The 18,886-nt window shown below is 68.3% G+C and carries 17 protein-coding genes; 9 read left to right on the top strand and 8 right to left on the bottom strand.

Going from position 1 to position 18,886, the window contains the following annotated elements; genetic code table 11:
* Window positions 1-110 precede the first annotated feature (110 nt).
* Together NM203_RS20020 and NM203_RS20015 are read left to right on the top strand one after the other, a co-directional pair.
* Window positions 111-2,246, top strand: a complete 2,136-nt coding sequence (locus NM203_RS20020) for an Rv1355c family protein (protein WP_255062288.1) — start codon at window positions 111-113, stop codon at window positions 2,244-2,246.
* Window positions 2,247-2,278: 32 nt separating this feature from the next.
* Entirely contained in the window at window positions 2,279-2,731 is a 453-nt protein-coding gene (locus NM203_RS20015; protein ID WP_255062030.1) for a MaoC family dehydratase, read from the top strand.
* Between the two features lie 7 nt (window positions 2,732-2,738).
* On the opposite strand, the gene NM203_RS20010 is transcribed toward NM203_RS20015, so the two are convergent.
* The gene (locus NM203_RS20010) at window positions 2,739-3,917 is read right to left on the bottom strand and encodes an acyl-CoA dehydrogenase family protein (RefSeq protein WP_255062029.1); all 1,179 of its coding nucleotides are present in this window, start codon (window positions 3,915-3,917) and stop codon (window positions 2,739-2,741) included.
* Between the two features lie 105 nt (window positions 3,918-4,022).
* Here NM203_RS20010 and fabG point away from each other — a divergent pair, with 105 nt between their 5' ends.
* The 7 genes from fabG to NM203_RS19975 all read left to right on the top strand — a co-directional run bounded on the left by fabG (window position 4,023) and on the right by NM203_RS19975 (window position 10,806).
* The gene (gene fabG / locus NM203_RS20005; RefSeq protein ID WP_255062028.1) at window positions 4,023-4,763 is read left to right on the top strand and encodes a 3-oxoacyl-ACP reductase FabG; all 741 of its coding nucleotides are present in this window, start codon (window positions 4,023-4,025) and stop codon (window positions 4,761-4,763) included.
* Window positions 4,763-5,974: an acetyl-CoA C-acetyltransferase gene (locus NM203_RS20000; protein ID WP_255062027.1), complete on the top strand. Its 1,212-nt coding sequence runs from the start codon at window positions 4,763-4,765 to the stop codon at window positions 5,972-5,974. Before fabG ends, NM203_RS20000 begins: the two co-directional genes overlap by 1 nt.
* On the top strand, window positions 5,971-7,164 hold the full coding sequence (locus NM203_RS19995; RefSeq protein WP_255062026.1) for an acyl-CoA dehydrogenase family protein: 1,194 nt from the start codon (window positions 5,971-5,973) through the stop codon (window positions 7,162-7,164). Before NM203_RS20000 ends, NM203_RS19995 begins: the two co-directional genes overlap by 4 nt.
* A complete protein-coding gene (locus NM203_RS19990) occupies window positions 7,148-7,825 on the top strand; it encodes a GntR family transcriptional regulator (RefSeq protein ID WP_255062025.1) in 678 nt (225 codons plus the stop codon). The genes NM203_RS19995 and NM203_RS19990 overlap by 17 nt, the downstream gene beginning before the upstream one ends.
* 61 nt (window positions 7,826-7,886) lie before the next feature.
* Window positions 7,887-9,227 (top strand): flavin-containing monooxygenase, encoded by a 1,341-nt coding sequence (locus NM203_RS19985; RefSeq protein ID WP_255062024.1) that lies wholly within the window; start codon window positions 7,887-7,889, stop codon window positions 9,225-9,227.
* The gene (locus NM203_RS19980; protein ID WP_255062022.1) at window positions 9,224-9,862 is read left to right on the top strand and encodes a TetR/AcrR family transcriptional regulator; all 639 of its coding nucleotides are present in this window, start codon (window positions 9,224-9,226) and stop codon (window positions 9,860-9,862) included. Before NM203_RS19985 ends, NM203_RS19980 begins: the two co-directional genes overlap by 4 nt.
* A complete protein-coding gene (locus tag NM203_RS19975) occupies window positions 9,859-10,806 on the top strand; it encodes an alpha/beta hydrolase (RefSeq protein ID WP_255062021.1) in 948 nt (315 codons plus the stop codon). Before NM203_RS19980 ends, NM203_RS19975 begins: the two co-directional genes overlap by 4 nt.
* Window positions 10,807-10,840: 34 nt before the next feature.
* Here NM203_RS19975 and NM203_RS19970 read toward each other — a convergent pair whose 3' ends face one another.
* The 7 genes from NM203_RS19970 to NM203_RS19940 are packed head-to-tail and all read right to left on the bottom strand — an operon-like array spanning window position 10,841 to window position 18,880.
* Window positions 10,841-11,662: a mycofactocin-coupled SDR family oxidoreductase gene (locus tag NM203_RS19970; RefSeq protein WP_255062020.1), complete on the bottom strand. Its 822-nt coding sequence runs from the start codon at window positions 11,660-11,662 to the stop codon at window positions 10,841-10,843.
* A 37-nt stretch (window positions 11,663-11,699) separates the two neighbouring features.
* Window positions 11,700-12,833 carry an NDMA-dependent alcohol dehydrogenase gene (locus NM203_RS19965; RefSeq protein ID WP_255062019.1) on the bottom strand — a complete coding sequence of 378 codons (1,134 nt, stop codon included), beginning with the start codon at window positions 12,831-12,833 and terminating at the stop codon, window positions 11,700-11,702.
* Window positions 12,830-14,380 carry a class I adenylate-forming enzyme family protein gene (locus NM203_RS19960; RefSeq protein ID WP_255062017.1) on the bottom strand — a complete coding sequence of 517 codons (1,551 nt, stop codon included), beginning with the start codon at window positions 14,378-14,380 and terminating at the stop codon, window positions 12,830-12,832. Before NM203_RS19960 ends, NM203_RS19965 begins: the two co-directional genes overlap by 4 nt.
* A complete protein-coding gene (locus NM203_RS19955; RefSeq protein ID WP_255062015.1) occupies window positions 14,373-15,860 on the bottom strand; it encodes a class I adenylate-forming enzyme family protein in 1,488 nt (495 codons plus the stop codon). The genes NM203_RS19960 and NM203_RS19955 overlap by 8 nt, the downstream gene beginning before the upstream one ends.
* Window positions 15,853-17,298, bottom strand: a complete 1,446-nt coding sequence (locus NM203_RS19950) for a class I adenylate-forming enzyme family protein (RefSeq protein ID WP_255062013.1) — start codon at window positions 17,296-17,298, stop codon at window positions 15,853-15,855. Before NM203_RS19950 ends, NM203_RS19955 begins: the two co-directional genes overlap by 8 nt.
* Window positions 17,298-18,074, bottom strand: a complete 777-nt coding sequence (locus NM203_RS19945) for an enoyl-CoA hydratase/isomerase family protein (RefSeq protein ID WP_255062287.1) — start codon at window positions 18,072-18,074, stop codon at window positions 17,298-17,300. Before NM203_RS19945 ends, NM203_RS19950 begins: the two co-directional genes overlap by 1 nt.
* Window positions 18,074-18,880, bottom strand: a complete 807-nt coding sequence (locus tag NM203_RS19940) for an enoyl-CoA hydratase/isomerase family protein (RefSeq protein WP_303624912.1) — start codon at window positions 18,878-18,880, stop codon at window positions 18,074-18,076. The genes NM203_RS19945 and NM203_RS19940 overlap by 1 nt, the downstream gene beginning before the upstream one ends.
* Window positions 18,881-18,886 lie beyond the last annotated feature (6 nt).

Genomic DNA, 18,886 nt, shown 5'->3' with positions numbered 1-18,886 from the left:
GACGCGGTAGCGCGGTGTGCCGACTGGGGGAGCGAAACGCATCCTTCCGCAAGTAATGTCGGACGGTGGTGGGGAGCGGCCGGACGGCAGAGGGGCGAGACGGGATGCGGATGGTCACTTTCGACGACGGCGTGTGTTCGGCGGCCGTTCTGAACCCTTCTCTTCCCGACGACGCCGACGCACTGGCGGGACTCCGCACCGACCCTCGGCTCGACGTGCAGGATCGGCGTGCCGAACAACTCGACCAGTTGCGGGGATTGCGTCCCGCCGTCGACGCCGCCGTCCTCGAGGAATCGGGGCGGTGGGCCTACTTTCCGTGGCGCCGCGCTCTGGTTTCCCTCCTCGGCCCTGTCGGCTACCGCAGGCTTCGGCTGGACAGGAACCGCAACCTGATCACGGACGCCGAGCAGGATCGATTGCACGCGTTGCGCATCGGTGTCGTCGGACTCAGTGTCGGGCACGTCATCGCACACACGCTCGCCGCCGAGGGGCTGTGCGGTGCCCTGCGGCTCGCCGACTTCGACACCCTTGAGCTCTCAAACCTGAACCGTGTTCCCGTAACGCTTTTCGATCTCGGTATCAACAAGGCGACGGCGGCGGCGCGACGGATCGCAGAGGTCGACCCCTACCTGCCGGTCGAGGTCATGACCAGCGGGTTGACCCCGGACAACATCGAGGAGTTCCTCGACGACCTGGACATCGTCGTCGAGGAATGCGACTCGCTGGACGTGAAGGTGGCGCTGCGCGAAGCGGCCCGGTCGCGCCGGCTGCCGGTGCTGATGTCCACGTCGGACCGCGGACTGGTGGACGTCGAACGTTTCGACGAGGAGCCGCGCAGGGCGGTGATGCACGGTCTGCTTGGCGACGCCGATGCGGCGTCGCTCGCTGGAATGTCCAGTCGGGACAAGGTGCCCCACGTGTTGACCTATCTCGACGGGAGGCGACTGTCCGCGCGGATGGCCGCGTCACTCGTCGAGGTCGACCGGTCGATCTCCACATGGCCGCAACTGGCTGGCGAGGTGACGCTGGGTGCTGCCGCGATCGCGGAGGCGGTACGCCGCATCGGGCTGGGCGAGCCGTTGCATTCGGGCCGGGTCCGCGTCGACATCGGAGCAGCGCTGGACTCCCTGATCGATCCGATATCCGAGGCCGCACAGACGCTTCCGGAGTCCGCGGTGCGAGCCGCTGAGAGTGTGGACTCGACTGACGTCGCTCGGTTGGTCGTCGATGCCGCCATGCGCGCCCCGTCGGGCGGCAACGTGCAACCCTGGGCGGTCGAAGGTGGCCGCGACGAGGTCCGGCTCACGCTGGCACGTGAGCACACGTCGACGATGGACGTCGCACTGCGCGGCAGCGCGGTGGCACTGGGTGCGGCGGTGTTCAACGCGAAGGTGGCCGCGGCCGCACACGATCGGCTGGGTCCGGTTCAGTTCACGGTCGACGGCGACGGGTGTCCGCTGTCCGTCACCGTCGCACTGGGGGACGGCGCTGACGCCGTGTTGGCATCGCAGTACCCGGCGATGCTGGCGCGCGAGACCAACCGGCGGCTCGGGCGGCCGGGCACCCTCGCAGCGGCCACGATCGACGAGCTGAAGGCCGCCGCCGAGCGCGAGGGCGCCACCCTCTCGGTCCTCACCGACCCGCACCAGATCGACTCGGCCGCAGCGATTCTCGCGGCCGCCGATCGTGTGCGATATCTCACGCCGCGGCTGCACGCCGACATGATCTCCGAGTTGCGCTGGCCCGGCGATCCCGATCCCGATGCCGGTATCGACGTGCACTGTCTCGAGTTGGCACCCGACGAGTACGCGGTTCTGAGCATCCTGCGCCGTGGCGAGGTGATGGCCGCGCTGTCCGAGTGGAATGCGGGCGAGGCGCTCGGCGACCTGACGGGTGACCGGGTGCGGTCGTCGTGCGGGCTCGCGGTCGTCCGCGTCGACGGATCGTCGCTGACCGACTTCGCGCGCGGGGGAGCAGCGGCCGAGGCGGCGTGGATCTGCGCCGAGCGCAACGGGGTGGCCGTGCAGCCGATCTCGCCCGCCTTCCTGTACGCGCGCACGCCCGCCGACTTCGCCGAGTTGTCGAGCCCGTTCAGCGGCGAACTGGCTCGGCTCCGGTCGGAGTTCTCGGACCTGCTGGACATCGGTGATCGCGACGAGCTGGTCCTGATACTCCGGTTGGCGCTGGCGGAGCGGGCATCGGTACGCAGCCGCCGCAGCTCCGATCGGCTCAGAGCGATGGCGTAGATTCGCCACGTCAACGGTGAAAAGGAGAAGCGGTGAAGGTTTTCGGCGATCTGGACGAACTCGTCTCGGCGCAGGGCAGTGAGCTGGGGCCGACCGAGTGGATGGAGATCACCCAGGAACGGGTGAACGTCTTCGCCGACGCCACCGACGATCATCAGTGGATTCACGTCGATGCCGCGAAGGCGGCCGACGGTCCGTTCGGCGGGACCATCGCCCACGGATTGCTGACACTGGCCCTGGTGCCGCACTTCTCGCACCAGCTGTACTCGGTGAAGGGCATCTCGCTGGCGGTGAACTACGGCTACGACAAGGTGCGCTTCATCACCCCGGTCAAGGTCGGGGCGAGGATCCGCGCACGCGCCGTGCTCTCGTCGGTCAAGCAGCTCGAGGGTGCCGCTCAGGCGACCATGACGGTGACGGTCGAGATCGAGGGAGTCGACAAGCCGGCCGCGGTGGTCGAGCAGATCATCCGCTACATCGCGTAAACCCCGGTCACCTGGCGCGCTGCGCGGCTTTCACCAGCCCGCCGCCGATGATGAGGCGCTGGATCTCGCTGGTGCCCTCGTACAGGCGCAGCAGTCGCACGTCGCGGTAGATGCGCTCGACCGGCACGTCGCGCATGTATCCGGCACCCCCGTGCACCTGAACGGCCAGATCGGCGACCTTGCCGACCATCTCGGTGCAGAACAGCTTGGCGGTCGACGGCGCGATGCGGCGGTCCTCACCGGACACCCACATCCGGGCGGCGTCGCGGACGAGCGCCCGGCCCGCCATCACCCCGGTCTGCATGTCGGCGATCATCGCCTGCACCAGTTGGAAGCTGCCGATCGGCGTACCGCCCTGCGTCGCGGTCGCCGCATACGCGACGGCCTCGTCGAGGGCCCGCTGCGCGGTGCCGACCGACAGCGCGGCGATGTGGATGCGACCCCGCGCCAGCGATGTCATCGCGGCCCGGTACCCGATGTCTTCCGCGCCGCCGATCAGGGTGTCGTGGCCGACACGGACGCCGTCGAAGTTCACGTCGGAGGTCCACGCGCCCTCCTGGCCCATCTTGGCGTCCTTGGCGCCGATCTCGACACCGTCGGCGTCGGCCGGGACCAGGAACACGGCGATGCCGGGGCCGTCGGTGTCCGCGGGCCGGGTTCGCGCGAACGTGATGAAGAGGTTGGCCGTCGGCGCGTTGGTGATGTACTGCTTGCGCCCGGTTATGACCCAGTCGTCGCCGTCGCGAACGGCCTTGGTGCGCAAGCCCGCCGGGTTCGATCCGGCACCCGGCTCGGTCAACGCGAAGGACGCGACGACGTCGCCTGAGGCGATGCCCTCGAGCCACCGCGCCTTCTGTTCGTCGGTGCCGAAGCCGACCAGCACCTGTCCGGCGATCCCGTTGTTGGTGCCGAACATCGAGCGCAGCGCCAGCGTGGTGTACCCGAGTTCCATCGCGAGTTCGACGTCCTGCACCAAGGTCAGGCCGAGACCACCCCACTCCTGCGGGATGGCGTAGCCGAACAGGCCCATCTTCTTCGTCTCGTCGCGGATGTCGTCCGGGACGCGGTTGTCGTTGGCGATCTCCAGCTCGCGCGGCATGACGACCGTTCGGACGAAGTCACGAGTCGCGTCGAGGATGTCCTGGAAGTCCTGTTCGCCGACTTCCGCGTCGGTCTGATCGGCCATGCGTGGGCACTCCTGGGGCGGGGTCGGGTCGAAGTTTGATCGAGCTGAGAAATATCATATTTTATGTTGCAGATCGATCGACGTTCGGGAAGGACGGCAGCACCCATGGCATTGCTTGAGGGAAAAACCGCGGTGGTCACAGGCGGGGCGCAGGGGATCGGCTTCGCGATCGCCGAGCGCTTCATCGCGGAAGGTGCACGGGTGGTCCTCGGCGACCTCGACCCGGAGGCGACCGAGGCGGCGGTGCAGAAGCTCGGCGGTGCCGACGTCGCGCGGGCGGTCACCTGCGATGTGACGTCCGCTGCTGATGTCGAGGCGCTGGTGAACGCCGCCGTGACCGAATTCGGCGCGCTGGACGTGATGATCAACAACGCGGGCATCACCCGCGACGCGACGATGCGCAAGATGACCGAGGATCAGTTCGACCAGGTCATCGCCGTCCACCTCAAGGGCACGTGGAACGGCACTCGGCTCGCGGCCGGCATCATGCGCGAAGCGGGCGGCGGCGCGATCATCAACATCTCGTCGATCTCGGGCAAGGTCGGCCTGATGGGGCAGACCAACTACTCGGCGGCGAAGGCGGGCATCGTCGGTATGACGAAGGCCGCGGCCAAGGAGGTCGCGCATCTCGGGGTGCGCATCAACGCGATTCAGCCCGGTCTGATCCGATCGGCGATGACCGAGGCGATGCCGCAACGCATCTGGGATGCCAAGCTCGCCGAGGTGCCGATGGGCCGCGCGGGCGAGCCGGGCGAGATCGCCTCGGTCGCGGTGTTCCTCGCGAGCGACCTGTCGTCGTACATGACGGGCACGGTGCTCGAAGTGACCGGCGGGCGGTACATGTGATGCGACAGGCCGTCATCTGCGAACCCGTGCGCACGCCGATCGGCCGGTACGGCGGAATGTTCAAGACGCTCACGGCGGTCGAGCTCGGCGTCACGGCGCTCAAGGGTCTGCTCGAGCGCACCGGAGTCGCTCCCGACCAGGTGGAGGACGTGATCCTCGGGCACTGCTATCCGAGCATGGAGGCACCGGCGATCGGCCGCGTCGTCGCGCTGGACGCGGGCCTTCCGGTCACGGTGCCCGGCATGCAGCTGGACCGCCGCTGCGGCTCGGGACTGCAATCCGTCGTTCAGGCCTGCATGCAGGTGGGCGCCGGGCAGAACGAGCTCGTCGTCGCCGGTGGTGCCGACTCGATGAGCAATGTCGTGTTTCACTCCACCGACATGCGCTGGGGCGGTGCCAGAGGCGGAATCACGGTGCACGACGCGTTGAATCGCGGCCGCACCACCGCCGGCGGGCGCGACTACCCGGTGCCGGGCGGCATGATCGAGACCGCTGAGAATCTTCGGCGGCAGTACGGGATTCCCCGTGAAGAGCAGGACGAGTTGGCAGTGGCGTCGCACCGGAAGGCCGTCGCCGCGCAGCAGGCCGGGGCGTTGACCGATCAGATCATTCCGGTCACGGTGACGAGCCGCGCGGGTGACGAGGTGATCGACACCGACGAGCATCCGCGAGCCGACACCTCGGTCGAGTCACTGAGCCGGCTGAAACCGATGCTGCTGAAACAGGATCCGGAGGCCACCGTCACCCCCGGCAATTCGAGTGGGCAGAATGACGCCGCGTCGATGTGCATCGTCACCACCCCGGAGAAGGCCGCCGAGCTGGGTCTCACCCCGCTGGTCGCGCTGGTGTCGTGGGGGGTCGCGGGAGTGCCGCCCAACGTCATGGGCATCGGTCCGGTGCCCGCCACGGAAGCGGCACTCGGGCGTGCGGGGCTGGCGCTATCCGACATCGACCTCATCGAACTCAACGAGGCGTTCGCCGCTCAGGCGTTGGCCGTCATGCGCGAGTGGAAGTTCACCCCATCCGATCTCGAGCGCACCAACGTGCAGGGGTCGGGAATCTCGCTCGGACATCCGGTCGGCGCCACCGGCGGTCGCATGCTGGCGACGCTGGCTCGCGAAATGCACCGGCGCGACGCACGATACGGGCTGGAGACGATGTGCATCGGCGGCGGCCAGGGCCTCGCTGCGGTGTTCGAGAGGGTGACATGACACGCATTGCACAGACGCTCGGGCTGACCGACGTGCAGACCGAGATCCTCGCCAGCGTCCGCGAATTCGTGGACAAGGAGGTCATCCCGAACGCGCAGGAACTCGAGCACGCCGACGAGTACCCGCAGCACATCGTCGACCAGATGAAGGAACTCGGGTTGTTCGGGCTGATGATCCCTGAGGAGTTCGGCGGGCTCGGGGAGTCCCTGCTCACGTACGCGTTGTGCGTGGAGGAACTGGCCCGTGGCTGGATGAGCGTGTCGGGGGTGATCAACACCCATTTCATCGTCGCGTACATGCTCCGACAGCACGGCACCGATGAGCAGAAGCAGCGGTTCCTGCCGCGGATGGCCACCGGCGAGGTGCGCGGGGCGTTCTCGATGTCGGAGCCCGAACTCGGTTCCGACGTCGCCGCCATCCGCACCAGGGGCGTGCGCGACCCCGACGGCGGTTACCTCATCACCGGACAGAAGATGTGGCTGACCAACGGCGGTAGTTCGACTCTCGTTGCGGCGCTGGTGAAGACGGACGAAGGCGCGGACAAGCCGCACCGCAACCTCACGGCGTTCCTCATCGAGAAGCCGCAGGGCTTCGGCGAGGTGATGCCGGGGCTGACCATCCCCGGCAAGCTCGACAAGCTGGGTTACAAGGGCATCGACACCACCGAGTTGATCTTCGACGGATACGCGGCCGCCGACGCCGACGTCCTGGGCAACGCGCCGGGGCAGGGCTTCTTCCAGATGATGGACGGAGTCGAGGTCGGACGAGTCAACGTCGCGGCCAGGGCCTGTGGGGTCGGGCTGAGAGCTTTCGAACTCGCGGCGCGTTACGCCCAGCAGCGCAGTACGTTCGGCAAGCCCATCGCCGATCACCAGGCGATCGCGTTCCAGCTGGCGGAGATGGCGACCAAGGTCGAGGCGGCGCATCTGATGATGGTCAACGCGGCACGGCTGAAGGACTCGGGTGAGCGCAACGACGTCGCGGCCGGGATGGCGAAATACCTCGCCAGCGAGTTCTGTTCGGAGGTAACGCAACAGGCCTTTCGCATCCACGGTGGCTACGGCTACTCCAAGGAGTACGAGATCGAGCGGCTCATGCGCGACGCGCCGTTCCTGCTCATCGGCGAGGGCACCAGCGAGATCCAGAAGACGATCATCAGCAAGAGCTTGCTCAATGAGTACCGCATCTGATCCCTTCGTGGTTCGGCCACAACTCTCCGACGACGTCGCGCGCTACGTGCGTCGACGGATCTTCAACGGCACCTACCCCGCAGGCGAGTACCTGCGGCTCGATCAGCTGGCGGCCGACGTCGGGATCAGCGTCACCCCGGTACGCGAGGCGCTGCTGAACCTGCGGGCGGAGGGACTCCTGGAACAGCATCCACGCCGGGGGTTCATGGTCCTCGAGGTGACGGCGCGCGACATCGCCGACGTCGCGCGGGTGCAGGCGTTCATCGGCGGCGAGCTGGCGGCCCGCGCCGCCGAGTCCGCGACCCCCGCTCAGCTCGCCGAGCTGAAGTCCATTCAAGACGAGCTCGAGAGCGCTTACGAGCACACCGATCTCGACCGGATGGTGCGGCTCAACCACGAATTCCATCGCACGATCAACGTCGCCGCCGACTCGCCGAAGCTGACGCAGTTCATGTCGGGCATCACCAGGTACGCGCCGGAGTCGGTGTTCCCCACGCTGCCGGGTTGGCCCGAGCAGTCCATCTCCGATCACCGCGCCGTCATCGCGGCGTTGGACACCGGCGACGCCGAAGCCGCACGCGCCGCCATGGCCGAGCACTTCACCGTCGGCGTGGGACCGCTCACCGCACACCTCACGGAACGCGGTGTGATCGGGCGGTAGCAGGTTTGACACTTGTCAGAATTCATTGACGTACGTCAAAACGCCTTGTTATGGTCCTGACGTGAACCAGGCGCGCCCGCGCACCGCCGTGATCGGTGCGGGTATGAGCGGATTGACCGCTGGCAAGATGCTGAAGGACTACGGCGTCCCCTATACGACCTTCGAGTCGTCGGACCGAATCGGCGGGAACTGGGCGTTCGGCAACCCCAACGGGCACAGCAGCGCCTATCGCTCGCTGCACATCGACACATCGCGGGACACGTTGTCGTTCAAGGACTTCCCGATGCCAGCGCATTACCCCGAGTTCCCTCATCACGCCGAGATCAAGGCCTATCTCGACGAGTACGCGGCGACGTTCGGACTGCTCGACCACATCGAGTTCGGCAACGGCGTCGCTCACGCCCGGCGCGGTGCCGCCGGCGGGTGGACGATCGTCGACCAGGCCGGGGTGACCAGGGAGTTCGACCTGCTGGTCGTCGCCAACGGACACCACTGGGACGCGCGGCTGCCGGATTTCCCCGGCACGTTCGCCGGACAGTCCATCCACTCGCACCATTACATCGATCCCGGTGATCCACTGGAGCTGACGGGAAAGCGGATCCTCGTCGTCGGCATCGGCAACAGCGCTGCCGACATCACCGTGGAGTTGTCGTCGAAGGCCCTGCGCAACGAGGTCACTCTGTCGACGCGGTCGAGTGCCTGGATCGTGCCGAAGTACATCGCGGGCAGGCCCGGTGACACGCTCTGGCGGACCTCGCCGTACCTCCCGCTGTCGTGGCAGCGCAAGGCGGTCCAGGTGTTCGGCTCGATGATGGGTGCCAACCCCACGCTGTACGGACTTCCCGAGCCGAATCACAAACTGTTCGAAGCGCATCCGACGCAGTCGGTCGAGCTGCCCCTGCGACTCGGGTCGGGTGACGTGACACCCAAGCCGAACATCTCGCGGCTCGACGGCGACACCGTGCACTTCGTCGACGGCACCAGCGACGACTTCGACGTGATCATCTACGCGACCGGGTACAACATCACGTTCCCGTTCTTCGACCGGGACTTCATCAGCGCACCCGACAACCGAATCCGGTTGTACAAGCGCATCTTCAAGCCCGGTATCGAGGATCTAGCGTTCATGGGGTTCGCGCAGGCCGTACCGACGCTGTTCCCGTTCGTGGAGTGCCAGGCGAGGGTGCTCGCCGCGTACGCCGTCGGCCGCTACGCGCTTCCGTCGGCCGCCGAGATGGAACAGACCATCGACGAGGATCAGCAGCTCTACACCGGGCACTGCACCGACCGCGCCAGGCACACCCAGCAGGTGGACTACTTCCACTACGAGCACGACATCCGGACGCGCGAGCTGCCTGCGGGCGCCAAGCGCGCCGCGGCCCGGACGCCGGTGTTCGCGTGAGATCTCAGACCGACCGCAGGCCGCCGCAGCGCAGTGACGACCGGCGCGAAGCCATCCTCGGAGCGTTGGATAGCTGGCTGCAGGAGTCCAGCCTGGAGGCGATCAACATCGCCGAGATCTCCAAGCAGGCTGGTGTCACCCGCAGCGCGTTCTACTTCTACTTCGAGAACAAGGGCGCCGCGGTGGCCGCGCTGATGGAACGCATGGTCGACGAGACCTTCGCGGTCAACGAGCTCTTCACCACGGGTTCGGAGAACCCGAGGGTGCGGATCCGCACGATGCTCACCGGCCTCTTCGCCATGTGGGATCGCCATCAGCACCTGTTCAAGGCGATGCTCGAGGTGCGCGGTTCGAGCCCTTCCGTGCGCGAGATCTGGGATACCGCACGGGAATCCTTCGTCGACTCGATCGCCGACATGATCCGATCCGAACGCGCCGGCGGCTCGGCACCTCCCGGCGTCGACGCCGACGTGCTGGCCACCGTCCTCCTGGAGTTCAACGGGCAACTGCTGGAACGACTTACGCTCGGGGGGCCGCTTACCCCCGAACAACTGATGGACGGTGCGACGGCGGTCTGGCTGGGCTCCGTGTACGGCATCACCGACGTCACCAACCGCGGGCAGGAGGCGTCATGACGTTCACCGAAGTCGAGTTCACCTCCGACGGTGTGCAGTGCAGCGCATGGCACTTCCGCGCCGCGTCCGATGCGTTGACGGGTCCGGCCGGACGCCCGGTGGTGGTGATGGCGCACGGGTTCGGCGGCACCAAGGACTCGGGCCTCGCCCCGTTCGCCGAGCGGTTCGCCGCCGCCGGTGCCGACGCGTTCGCGTTCGACTACCGCGGCTTCGGAGCATCGGAAGGCGCACCGCGACAGACGATCTCCATCAGGCGGCAGGAGCAGGACTACGCGGCCGCGATCGAGGCCGCCAAGCGACTGCCGGACGTCGACCAGGGTCGGATCGCGATCTGGGGGTCGTCGATGTCGGGCAGTCACGTGTTCCACGTCGGCGCGGACCGCGACGACGTGGCCGCCGTCATCGCGATGACACCGCTCACCAGCGGACTGGCTGCGGGGCGGGCGGCGGTGGCGCAGACCGGCGTGCTGAAGGCGCTGTCGGTGACGGCGGCGGGCCTGAGCAGTCGTGTCGCCCAGGCCAAGGGAGGGGCGCAGAAGTTCATGCCGGTGGTGTCCCGCCCCGGTGAGGGTGGCGCGCTCGCACTCGAAGGAGCCTACGAGAGTTACACGGCCCTGGCCGGACCGACGTGGCGCAACGAGATCGACACGTCGGTCGGCTTGGAAATGGGTTCCATTCGTACCATTCCCGCGGCGAAGCGGTTGACGGCGCGCCTGCTGGTCCAGATCGCCGACTTCGACCGGTACGTGCCCGCGCACTCGGTAGCCAAGACCGCGGAGGCGGGCCGCGCTGAGGTGCACCACTACCCGTGTGACCACTTCGACGTCTGGCCCGGCCACGCCTGGTTCGACAAGGCCAGCGGCGATCAGGTGGCGTTCCTGCGCCGCGCCTTCAGCAGACCGGCGGTGGTGGCCGGTACGGCGCGGCCGCCTCGACCGGCCTGACCTTAATCCCTCGCTGCGAACGGTTCTCCGGCCATCAGTACTGGGTGGTGCCGCCGTCGACCGGAATGGCCGCCGCCGTCACGAACTTCGACTCGTCGCTGGCCAGCCACAGCACCGCGTCGGCGATGTCGCCGGCCTCGCAGATGCCCATCGGGAGGAAGCCGAGCAGCATGCTGCCCAGTTGCGGGTACGTCTCGATGGTGCGGCCGATGTCGGCGGCCATCGTGCCCGAGCCCATGTCGGTGAAGACGGGGCCGGGATGCACGCTGTTGACCCGGATCGAGTGCTTTCCCAGTTCCGCGGCGAACGCGCGTGCCATGCCGGTGACCGCGTGCTTGCTGGTGGTGTAGTGCACCATGAACGGCTGCATCTTGAGCCCCGCTGCGGAGCTGATCAGGATGATCGAGCCGCCGCGGCCGCCGTCGACGATGTGCCGGGCGCCGGCCATCACGGCGTTCCACGTGCCGGTCACGTTGATGTCCAGAACGTCGCGCCACGATTCGGGAGTGATCTCGTCCCACGTCTGCGGTGCCGCGATGCCGGCGTTTGCGACGATGACGTCGAGCCGTCCGAGCTCGGCGACGCCGTCGGCCACCGTCTGCGCCAGCTGGGCGTGGTCGCGGGTGTCGACGACCGTGGCCAGGACACGTCGACCCGTCGCCTCCACCAGCCGGACGGTCTCCTCGAGGTCGTCCGGGGTGGCGCTGTCGTACGTCACCGACGGCGGGAGCTGGCCCGCGATGTCGACGCAGATGATGTCGGCGCCCTCCTCGGCCATCCGCACCGCGTGTGCGCGCCCCTGGCCGCGGGCGGCCCCGGTGATGAATGCGACTCTGCCGTCGAGCTTTCCCGTCACGGTGTACCCTCTCGTTGCATGAGTCTGACCGTCTGCGTCATCGGCGATCCGCCTCGGTGTAGCGGATGACACCGCGGATGTTGCGACCCTCCAGCATGTCCCGGTAACCGTCGTTGATCTGCTCGAGTGAGTACGTTCGCGTGACCATGTCGTCGAGGTTGAGCTGACCCAGCCGATAGGCCGTCAGAAGTTCGGGGATGTCGAACTGCGGGTTGCCGCCTCCGAAGATGCTGCCGCGCAGGCTCTTCTGAAGGAGCGTCAGCCCGGCGAGGTTCAGCGTGGTGTCGCTGGCCAGGACGTCGCCCATGGCGGTGAGCACGCACGTGCCGCCCTTGGCGGTGAGACCGAGCCACGATTCCACGTCGGCGCCGTCGGCCCGTCCCACGGTCACGACCACCTTGCCGCACATGGCCCCGCGCGTCGCCTCGGCGATCCCCGCCACTGCGCTCTCCACGTCGGCGAAGGTGTGGGTGGCGCCGAAACCGGTGGCACGTTCGCGCTTCCACGGCACGGGGTCGATCGCGAATATCCTCCTGGCACCGGCGATCCGGGCACCCTGCAGTGCGGCGGTGCCGACGCCGCCGATGCCGACGATCGCCACGTCGTCACCGGGTGTGACCCCTGCCGTGCGGACGGCGGAACCGTACCCGGTGGTGACACCGCAGCCGACCAGGCACGCCACCTCGAAGGGGATGTCCTCGTCGATCTTCACCACCGAGTACTGGTGCACCACGGCGTACGGGGCGAAGGTGCCCACCAGCGACATGGCGACGACGTCGCGACCCGCGGGCGTGTGGATGCGAAACGACCCGTCCGACACCGATGCGCCGGCGAGCAGTCCCATTCCGAGGTCGCAGAGGTTGCGCATCCCGGCCTGGCACGCGGGGCATCGCCCGCACGCCGGGATGAAGGACATGACCACGTGATCGCCGACCGCCAGATTCTCCACGTCCGGACCGACCTCGGTGATGACGCCCGCGCCCTCGTGGCCGCCCAGGATGGGGAAGTCGGCCGCCGGGATGTCCCCGGTCATCAGGTGGTGGTCCGAGTGGCACAGCCCCGCTGCCCGCATCTCGACCTTGACCTCGCCCCGGCGCGGATCGCCGATCTCGATCTCCTCGACAACCCACGGCTGGTTGACGTCCCACACCAGCGCGCCCTTGGTCTTCATCGCGTCTCCCCATCGGTAGTTGCCGTCAGTAGCATGTCACGAAGTCGTGAGATGTCGACCTTGCCCGTCGTGCCTCGGGGCACGGCGTCGCGGGACCGCGCCAGGAGCCAGACCGTCGGTACCTTGTACGCGCTCAGCACGTTTCGCGCGGCGGTGGTGAGCGCTTCGGTCGTGAGCGACGGGGCGCACACCACCAACGCGCCCACTCGGTCACCGGTCGGGCCCGGCACGTTGGTGACGAATGCGGCGTCGACGTCGTCAAGCGTCCTGATTCCGGCCTCGACCTCGCTCGGGTAGACGGTCGCCCCGCTGACCTTGAACATGTCGTCGGTACGCCCGTGGTAGAACATGAACCCGTCCGCGTCGAGGTGCCCGAGATCCCCGGTGGGGTAGTACCCGTCCTCGGTGAAGATCTCCTCGCGTGCGCGTCGGCAGATGCCTCGCAGCGTGTGCGGACCGCGCACCTGGAGCTCGCCGACCCTCCCCGTCTCCACGGGTTCGCGTGTGTCCACGTCCACGACGCGAACCTCCATGCCCGCGAACGGCTTACCGCAGCTTCCGTGAGCCGATGCGGGCATGTCGGTGTCCGCCGCGAAGCCGCAGTACGGGCCGAACGACTCCGTCATGCCGAACAGTCGGGCCCGTGCGCCGGGGGCCGCACGCTGTGCCGGTGGCAACAGCGCCTCGAGGCTGCCCTGTCGCAGCGCTGACAGATCCGCCGAATCCGCCTGCCGCGCCAGTGCTTCGGCCTGATCCGGCCAACCGCGGAACAGGGTCACCCGCTCGCGCTCCAGCAGGCGCAGCGTCGACTCCGGGGTGGGGATCGGCTCGGTGACCAGCGTGGCTCCGGCGAGCAGTGCCGACAGGACGCCGCCGCCGAAGCCGCCCACCCAGAAGAACGGCATGGGCAGGTACAGCCGGGTGTCGGAGTCGATGCAGCGCGGCTGCAGGCTCGCCCGCACCGCGCCCAGTGCGCTGCCGTGGGAGTGCTTGACGCCCTTCGGTGTTCCGCTGCTGCCGGAGGTGAACATCACGACCATGTCGTCACTCGGGTCGACCGAGGCCGCGAGCGCGTCGGCGGTGTCGGCGTCGCCGGAAGCGGGCAGCGAATCCGGATGCCAGACATCGCGCAGCGCCGGTAGGTTTTCGAGGCACACCGGTCCCTCTCCGAGGCCGGGAGCGGAGAGTTCTGCGCGCAGCGCGTCGAGGTAGCGGTGGCCGCGGAACTCGTCGACGGCGACGAGGTGGCGAACGCCGGCGACGCGCAGCTGGGAGACCAGTTCGCGCGGAGCCAGCAGCGTGCTCAGCGGAACCAGCACGGCCCCGATGCGCAGGAGCGCCAGCGCGGTGCGCACCCACGACACCCCGTTCGGCATTACGAGTCCGACGTGCGAGCCCTTGCCCACCCCCGCTGTGACGAACGATGTGGCCAGGAAACGGGTTTCGGCGTCGAGTTCGGCGTAGCTGATGCGGTCGACCGGATCGACGATGGCGTCCTTGGCCGCGCTGGCGCGAACGGTGAGCAGCGAATCGACGGTGTCAATCATCGAACAACTCCGGCAGGGCACGGCCGTCGACCTTTCCGCTGGAGAGCAGCGGGATGCGTGCGGCGGGCAGTCCGATCATGCGCCGCGGCACCTTGTACGACGAGAGTTCCGCCTTCAGCGCGGCGCGCACGGCCGCGTCGTCGAAGGGCCGCTCGTCGGGCAGCGCGACGACCGCGGCGACGAGTTGGCCGCGGTCGGCGTCGGGCAGGCCGAGCACGTAGGCGTTGCAACCGGTCACGCGGGTGATCGCGTTGGCGACCTCGACGGGGGAGACGTTGGCGCCCGCGGTCTTGATCATCGCGCCGCTTCGGCCGAGGTAGTGGTAGAAGCCCTCGGCGTCGACGCGCACCAGATCGCCGGTGTGGAACCAGCCGTCGGCGTCGAAGCACTGCTCGCGACTGCGCCGGTGGTAGCGCTGCATGAGGTACGGCCCGCGGATGCAGAGCTCCCCGTCGGGTTCGACCCGCGTGGCGAATCCCGGCGCGGGCATGCCGTACGAACCCCGCTGGGCTTCGGGTTGATCCGCTTCGTCACCGCTGAGCAGGTAGGTGCCGCCGGCTTCGGTCATGCCGAGCATGTTGTGCCGCAGTTCGGGATCGGCCGGGCGTGCGTCCGGCGCCATGATCGGGTACAGGTTGCCGCGGCGCATCGACGACAGGTCACGGTCGCCGAGGCCGGGATGCCGGGCCAGGTGAGCGACGCCCGCGGCGAAACCGTTGGTGAGGGTGGGACGTTCGGTCTCCAGTAGGTCGAGGGTGTCGCTCGTGTCGACCGCGTTGGAGCAGATCAGGGTGGCGCCGGCGACCAGGGTCGCGAGGAGCCCGAAGCCGAAGCCGCCGATCCAGAAGAACGGTGAGTTGCAGAACAGCCGGTCGTCGGCGGTCAGCCCGCGAATCCCGTTGAGGTTGCGCTGGTGTGCGATTAGCGAGGCGTGCGTGTGAATGGCGCCCTTGGGTCGGCTCGTCGATCCGGAGGTGTAGATGATGGACAGTGGATCCGCGCCGTCGACGTCGTCCTCGACGGCGCGCAGATACGTCTCGGATACTCCTCGGGCGTCCGGGTCGTCCTCGAACAGCACGTGACGCAGGCTCGGCAGTAGCGCTCCCTCGCGGGCCTCGGCCAGCCGGGTCACGTAGTCGTGACCACGGAAGCCCCTGACGGACAGCAGGATCGCGACATCTGCGTCGGCGAGTTGTTCGCGGAGCTCGCGTGCGGTGGAGAACGTCGTGAACGGCACCACGACGGCGCCGATCCGGGCGGCCGCCAGCATCCTGCAGACGAACCCGGAGCCGTTCGGCGCGAGCAGTCCGATCCGGGTGCCCTTCCCCGCTCCGAGGCTGATGAGTCCGCGGGCCAGCAGCGCCGAACGCCGTTCGGCGGCGGCGTACGTCAACCTGTCGGCGTCACAGACGAGCAGGTCGTGCTCGCCGCGGGTCCGTGCGCGCTCCCGCAGTACTGACGCCACCGTGGTCTCATGCACGGGCGTCCTGCTCGAAGTGCCTGCGTACCTCGGTGAGGTCCGCCTTGCCCGAGGGTGTTCTGGGGATCTCGGCGACGACGGCGATCTCGGCGGGCACCTCGTAGCGGGCCAGCCGACCACTCAGATAATCGATGAGTTCCCGGTCCGTCGCAGTGGCGCTCGGCTTCAACTCGACCATTGCAACCGGGATCTCGCCGAGGCGCTCGTCGGACCGACCGACCACCGATGCGCCCTGCACGGCGGGATGGGATTCGAGTGCGGCGCGCACGTCGTCGGGGAGCACCTTGAACCCGCCGCGGATGATGGCCTGATCCGCCCTGCCGAGGATCCACAGGAAGCCGTCGACGTCGATGCGGGCGAGGTCGGTGGTGCGGATCCAGGCGGTATCGGGCCCCAGTTGTCCGGGCTTGACCTCCAGCAGGCCGGCCCGGTCGGCGGGCAGCGGCTGTCCGTCGTCGTCGACCACGCGCAGTCGTGCGCCGAGGGTGGCCCGGCCGACGCTCCCGCGCTTGGCAGTCCAGAACTCCTGATGGTCGGCCAGTGACCACCCGGCTACACCGCCGCCGAATTCCGTCGCCGCATAGGAGGTCAGCACGGGAACGCCGAACTTCTCGGTGAAGGCGTCGGCGTCGTCGGCCGACAGGGGTGCAGTGCCCGAGGTGACCGCCCGGACGCTGGCGAGGTCGTCGCGGGTGAGGTCGGAGTGCAGCACCGTCCTGAGTGCGGCGGGGACCAGGGACACGGCGCGCGGCCGATGGGTTCTGACCGCGGCCGCCCACGTCCGCAGGTCGAAACGGTCGAGCAGAACGAACGGTCTGGCCTCGCACACGCACTGCAGGACCCTGTACACGCCGCCGATGTGGACCAGTGGGGCGTTGACGATCGCCACCCCACCGCGGACTGCGGCCGGGACGTCGCCGAGCACGCTCTTGGCCAGCATGTCGTACGTCAGGTCGACGCGTTTAGGCGGACCCGTGGTCCCGCTCGTCAGCATCCGAACCGCGACTCCCGGCTGTGCCGCAGTGTGTTTCGGCACGGCCGCCGGTCCGGCCACCGGTGGCTGGTCGAGTCCGCGGATCGTGATCGTCGTCGTGTGCGGGGAGGGATCGGCGAGCGTCGAAAGGTCGTCGGGTGCGCCGATGAGCACCGGCAGGTCGAGCGCGGCGATGTCCGCCCTGGTCCGCGCCTCCCCGCGGGACGGGTTGATCACCACCAGGGTGGCCCCCGCCAGCAGCAGGCCCAGCAGGGTGGCCACGTGCTGCGGCCGATTCCGCAGCAGCACACCGACGTGCTGTCCCGCAGTGGCGTGCGCGCCGATCCGCTGCGCGAACGCCGCCAGCTCACCCCAGGTGCACCAGTGGCCGTCGAACTCGAGCGCGTGAGCATCGGGCTGCAGTGCCAGCACCCGCTCGATGCGCTCGGTGAGTGGGTGGGCCATCACCTGATCCGGGGGGAACGCGATGTGCGGTTCGGATCCAGTTCGGCCTTGCCGATCGCGTTACCGAGTCGGGTGTAGATGAGGCCCTGGTCGAGCGCGGCGCGGTACGGCTTGTCCAGTGACTCCCAGATGGCTTTCACCGTGCCCTGCGTCGCGGTGGTGGGGTGCGCGGCAATGAGCGCGGCGATGTCGTGCGCGCGTGTCCACAGATCGTCGGGGGTGGTGATCTCGGTGACGAGGCCGATGCGCAGCGCGGTCTGCGCGCTCACGCGTTCGTCGTTGCCGGTCAGCGCGATTCGCAGCGTCTCGCCGAGGCCGATGCGCCGCATCAGCCCGATCGGCTCGAGCGCCGACACCAGACCGCCGGTCACATGCGAATCGAAGAACGTGGCGTCCGTCGAGCAGATGACCACATCGGACTCGTTGACGAAGTAGAACGCCCCCGCGGTGCACATCCCCTGAACGGCGCACACCACCGGCTTCCACATCTTCTGCCACTTCGGCGACAGGAACTCGCCGGGATCCTCGTGGTTCCACACCACACGGGGCTGCTCGTACGGTGATTTGACGTCGAGGCCCGCGGAGAAGGCCCGGTCACCCGCGGCGCGCAGCACCACGGCGTTGACCCGGTCGTCGAGTTTCACGGTGCGCCAAAGGTCGGCCATCTCGTGGCACATCGTCTTGTCGAAGGAGTTCAGCCGGTCGGGGCGATTGAGCGTGACCGTCGCGACGCGCGCGTCCTCGTCCACGTCGAGGAGAATCGTCTCGAACATCATCACCGGCACTGCCAGTTCGGCGCGCGCTTCTCCATGAACGCCCTGGGCCCCTCCTGTGCGTCGTCGGTGCGGACGACGCGCTCGCGAAACGTCTCGGCGAGGATCTCCCCTTCGTGCAGTGGCAGATCGAGTGTCTTGTGGATCGCCAGGCGAGTGCCCCGCACCGCAAGCGGCGCATTGGAATTCACGATGGCGGCGATCTCGTGTGCCCGCTCGAGCAGTCGGTCGTGCTCGACGACCTCGCTGATCAGCCCGAGGTCGTAGGCGCGCTGCGCGTCCATGCGTTCGTGCTTGCCGACGAGTGCCATGCGCAGGGCGATGTTGCGCGGCAGCACGCGTGCCAGCCTGACCATCTCCCGGCCCGCAACCAAGCCGATCGACACGTGCGGATCGAAGAACGTGGCCCTGTCCGATGCGATGGCGATGTCGCCGGTGGTGAGCCAGTCGAGTCCCGCCCCGCAGCACAGCCCGTTGACTGCGGTGAGAACGGGTTTGGCCATCCGGCGAAAGGGGGGTGTGCCCTCCTGCGGGGCCTCCCACTGGTCGTAGGTGGACAGGTAGGGACGTTCGTAGATAACCCTGCCGTCTTCGGGGATCTCGCCGACGTCGGCGCCGGTGCAGAACGCCCGCCCGGTGCCGGTGACGACGAGAATCCACACCGCGTCGTCGTTCTCGGCCTCGTCGTAGGCCGCTCTGAGTTCGGTGACCATGTGCGGGCTGAGCGCGTTGAGCGCCTGCGGTCGGTTCAGCGTGATCGTCGCGGTGTGTCCGTCGACGTCGTAGCGGATGTCGTCATACGCCCGCATCGGGAT

This window comes from Mycolicibacterium arenosum (genome assembly GCF_024320865.1).
GTDB lineage: Bacteria > Actinomycetota > Actinomycetes > Mycobacteriales > Mycobacteriaceae > Mycobacterium > Mycobacterium arenosum.
The sequence above is the reverse complement of the archived record's forward strand: the minus strand, read 5'-3'. Positions and strand labels throughout refer to the sequence as shown.

Bases quoted from the DNA above. Each gene is read 5' to 3' on its own strand.
- NM203_RS20020 (WP_255062288.1), top strand. From the start codon at position 111: ATGGTCACTTTCGACGACGGCGTGTGTTCGGCGGCCGTTCTGAACCCT.
- NM203_RS20010 (WP_255062029.1), bottom strand. From the start codon at position 3,917: ATGGCCGATCAGACCGACGCGGAAGTCGGCGAACAGGACTTCCAGGAC.
- fabG (WP_255062028.1), top strand. From the start codon at position 4,023: ATGGCATTGCTTGAGGGAAAAACCGCGGTGGTCACAGGCGGGGCGCAG.
- NM203_RS20000 (WP_255062027.1), top strand. From the start codon at position 4,763: ATGCGACAGGCCGTCATCTGCGAACCCGTGCGCACGCCGATCGGCCGG.
- NM203_RS19995 (WP_255062026.1), top strand. From the start codon at position 5,971: ATGACACGCATTGCACAGACGCTCGGGCTGACCGACGTGCAGACCGAG.
- NM203_RS19990 (WP_255062025.1), top strand. From the start codon at position 7,148: ATGAGTACCGCATCTGATCCCTTCGTGGTTCGGCCACAACTCTCCGAC.
- NM203_RS19975 (WP_255062021.1), top strand. From the start codon at position 9,859: ATGACGTTCACCGAAGTCGAGTTCACCTCCGACGGTGTGCAGTGCAGC.
- NM203_RS19965 (WP_255062019.1), bottom strand. From the start codon at position 12,833: ATGAAGACCAAGGGCGCGCTGGTGTGGGACGTCAACCAGCCGTGGGTT.
- NM203_RS19960 (WP_255062017.1), bottom strand. From the start codon at position 14,380: ATGATTGACACCGTCGATTCGCTGCTCACCGTTCGCGCCAGCGCGGCC.
- NM203_RS19950 (WP_255062013.1), bottom strand. From the start codon at position 17,298: ATGGCCCACCCACTCACCGAGCGCATCGAGCGGGTGCTGGCACTGCAG.
- NM203_RS19945 (WP_255062287.1), bottom strand. From the start codon at position 18,074: ATGATGTTCGAGACGATTCTCCTCGACGTGGACGAGGACGCGCGCGTC.
- NM203_RS19940 (WP_303624912.1), bottom strand. From the start codon at position 18,880: ATGCGGGCGTATGACGACATCCGCTACGACGTCGACGGACACACCGCG.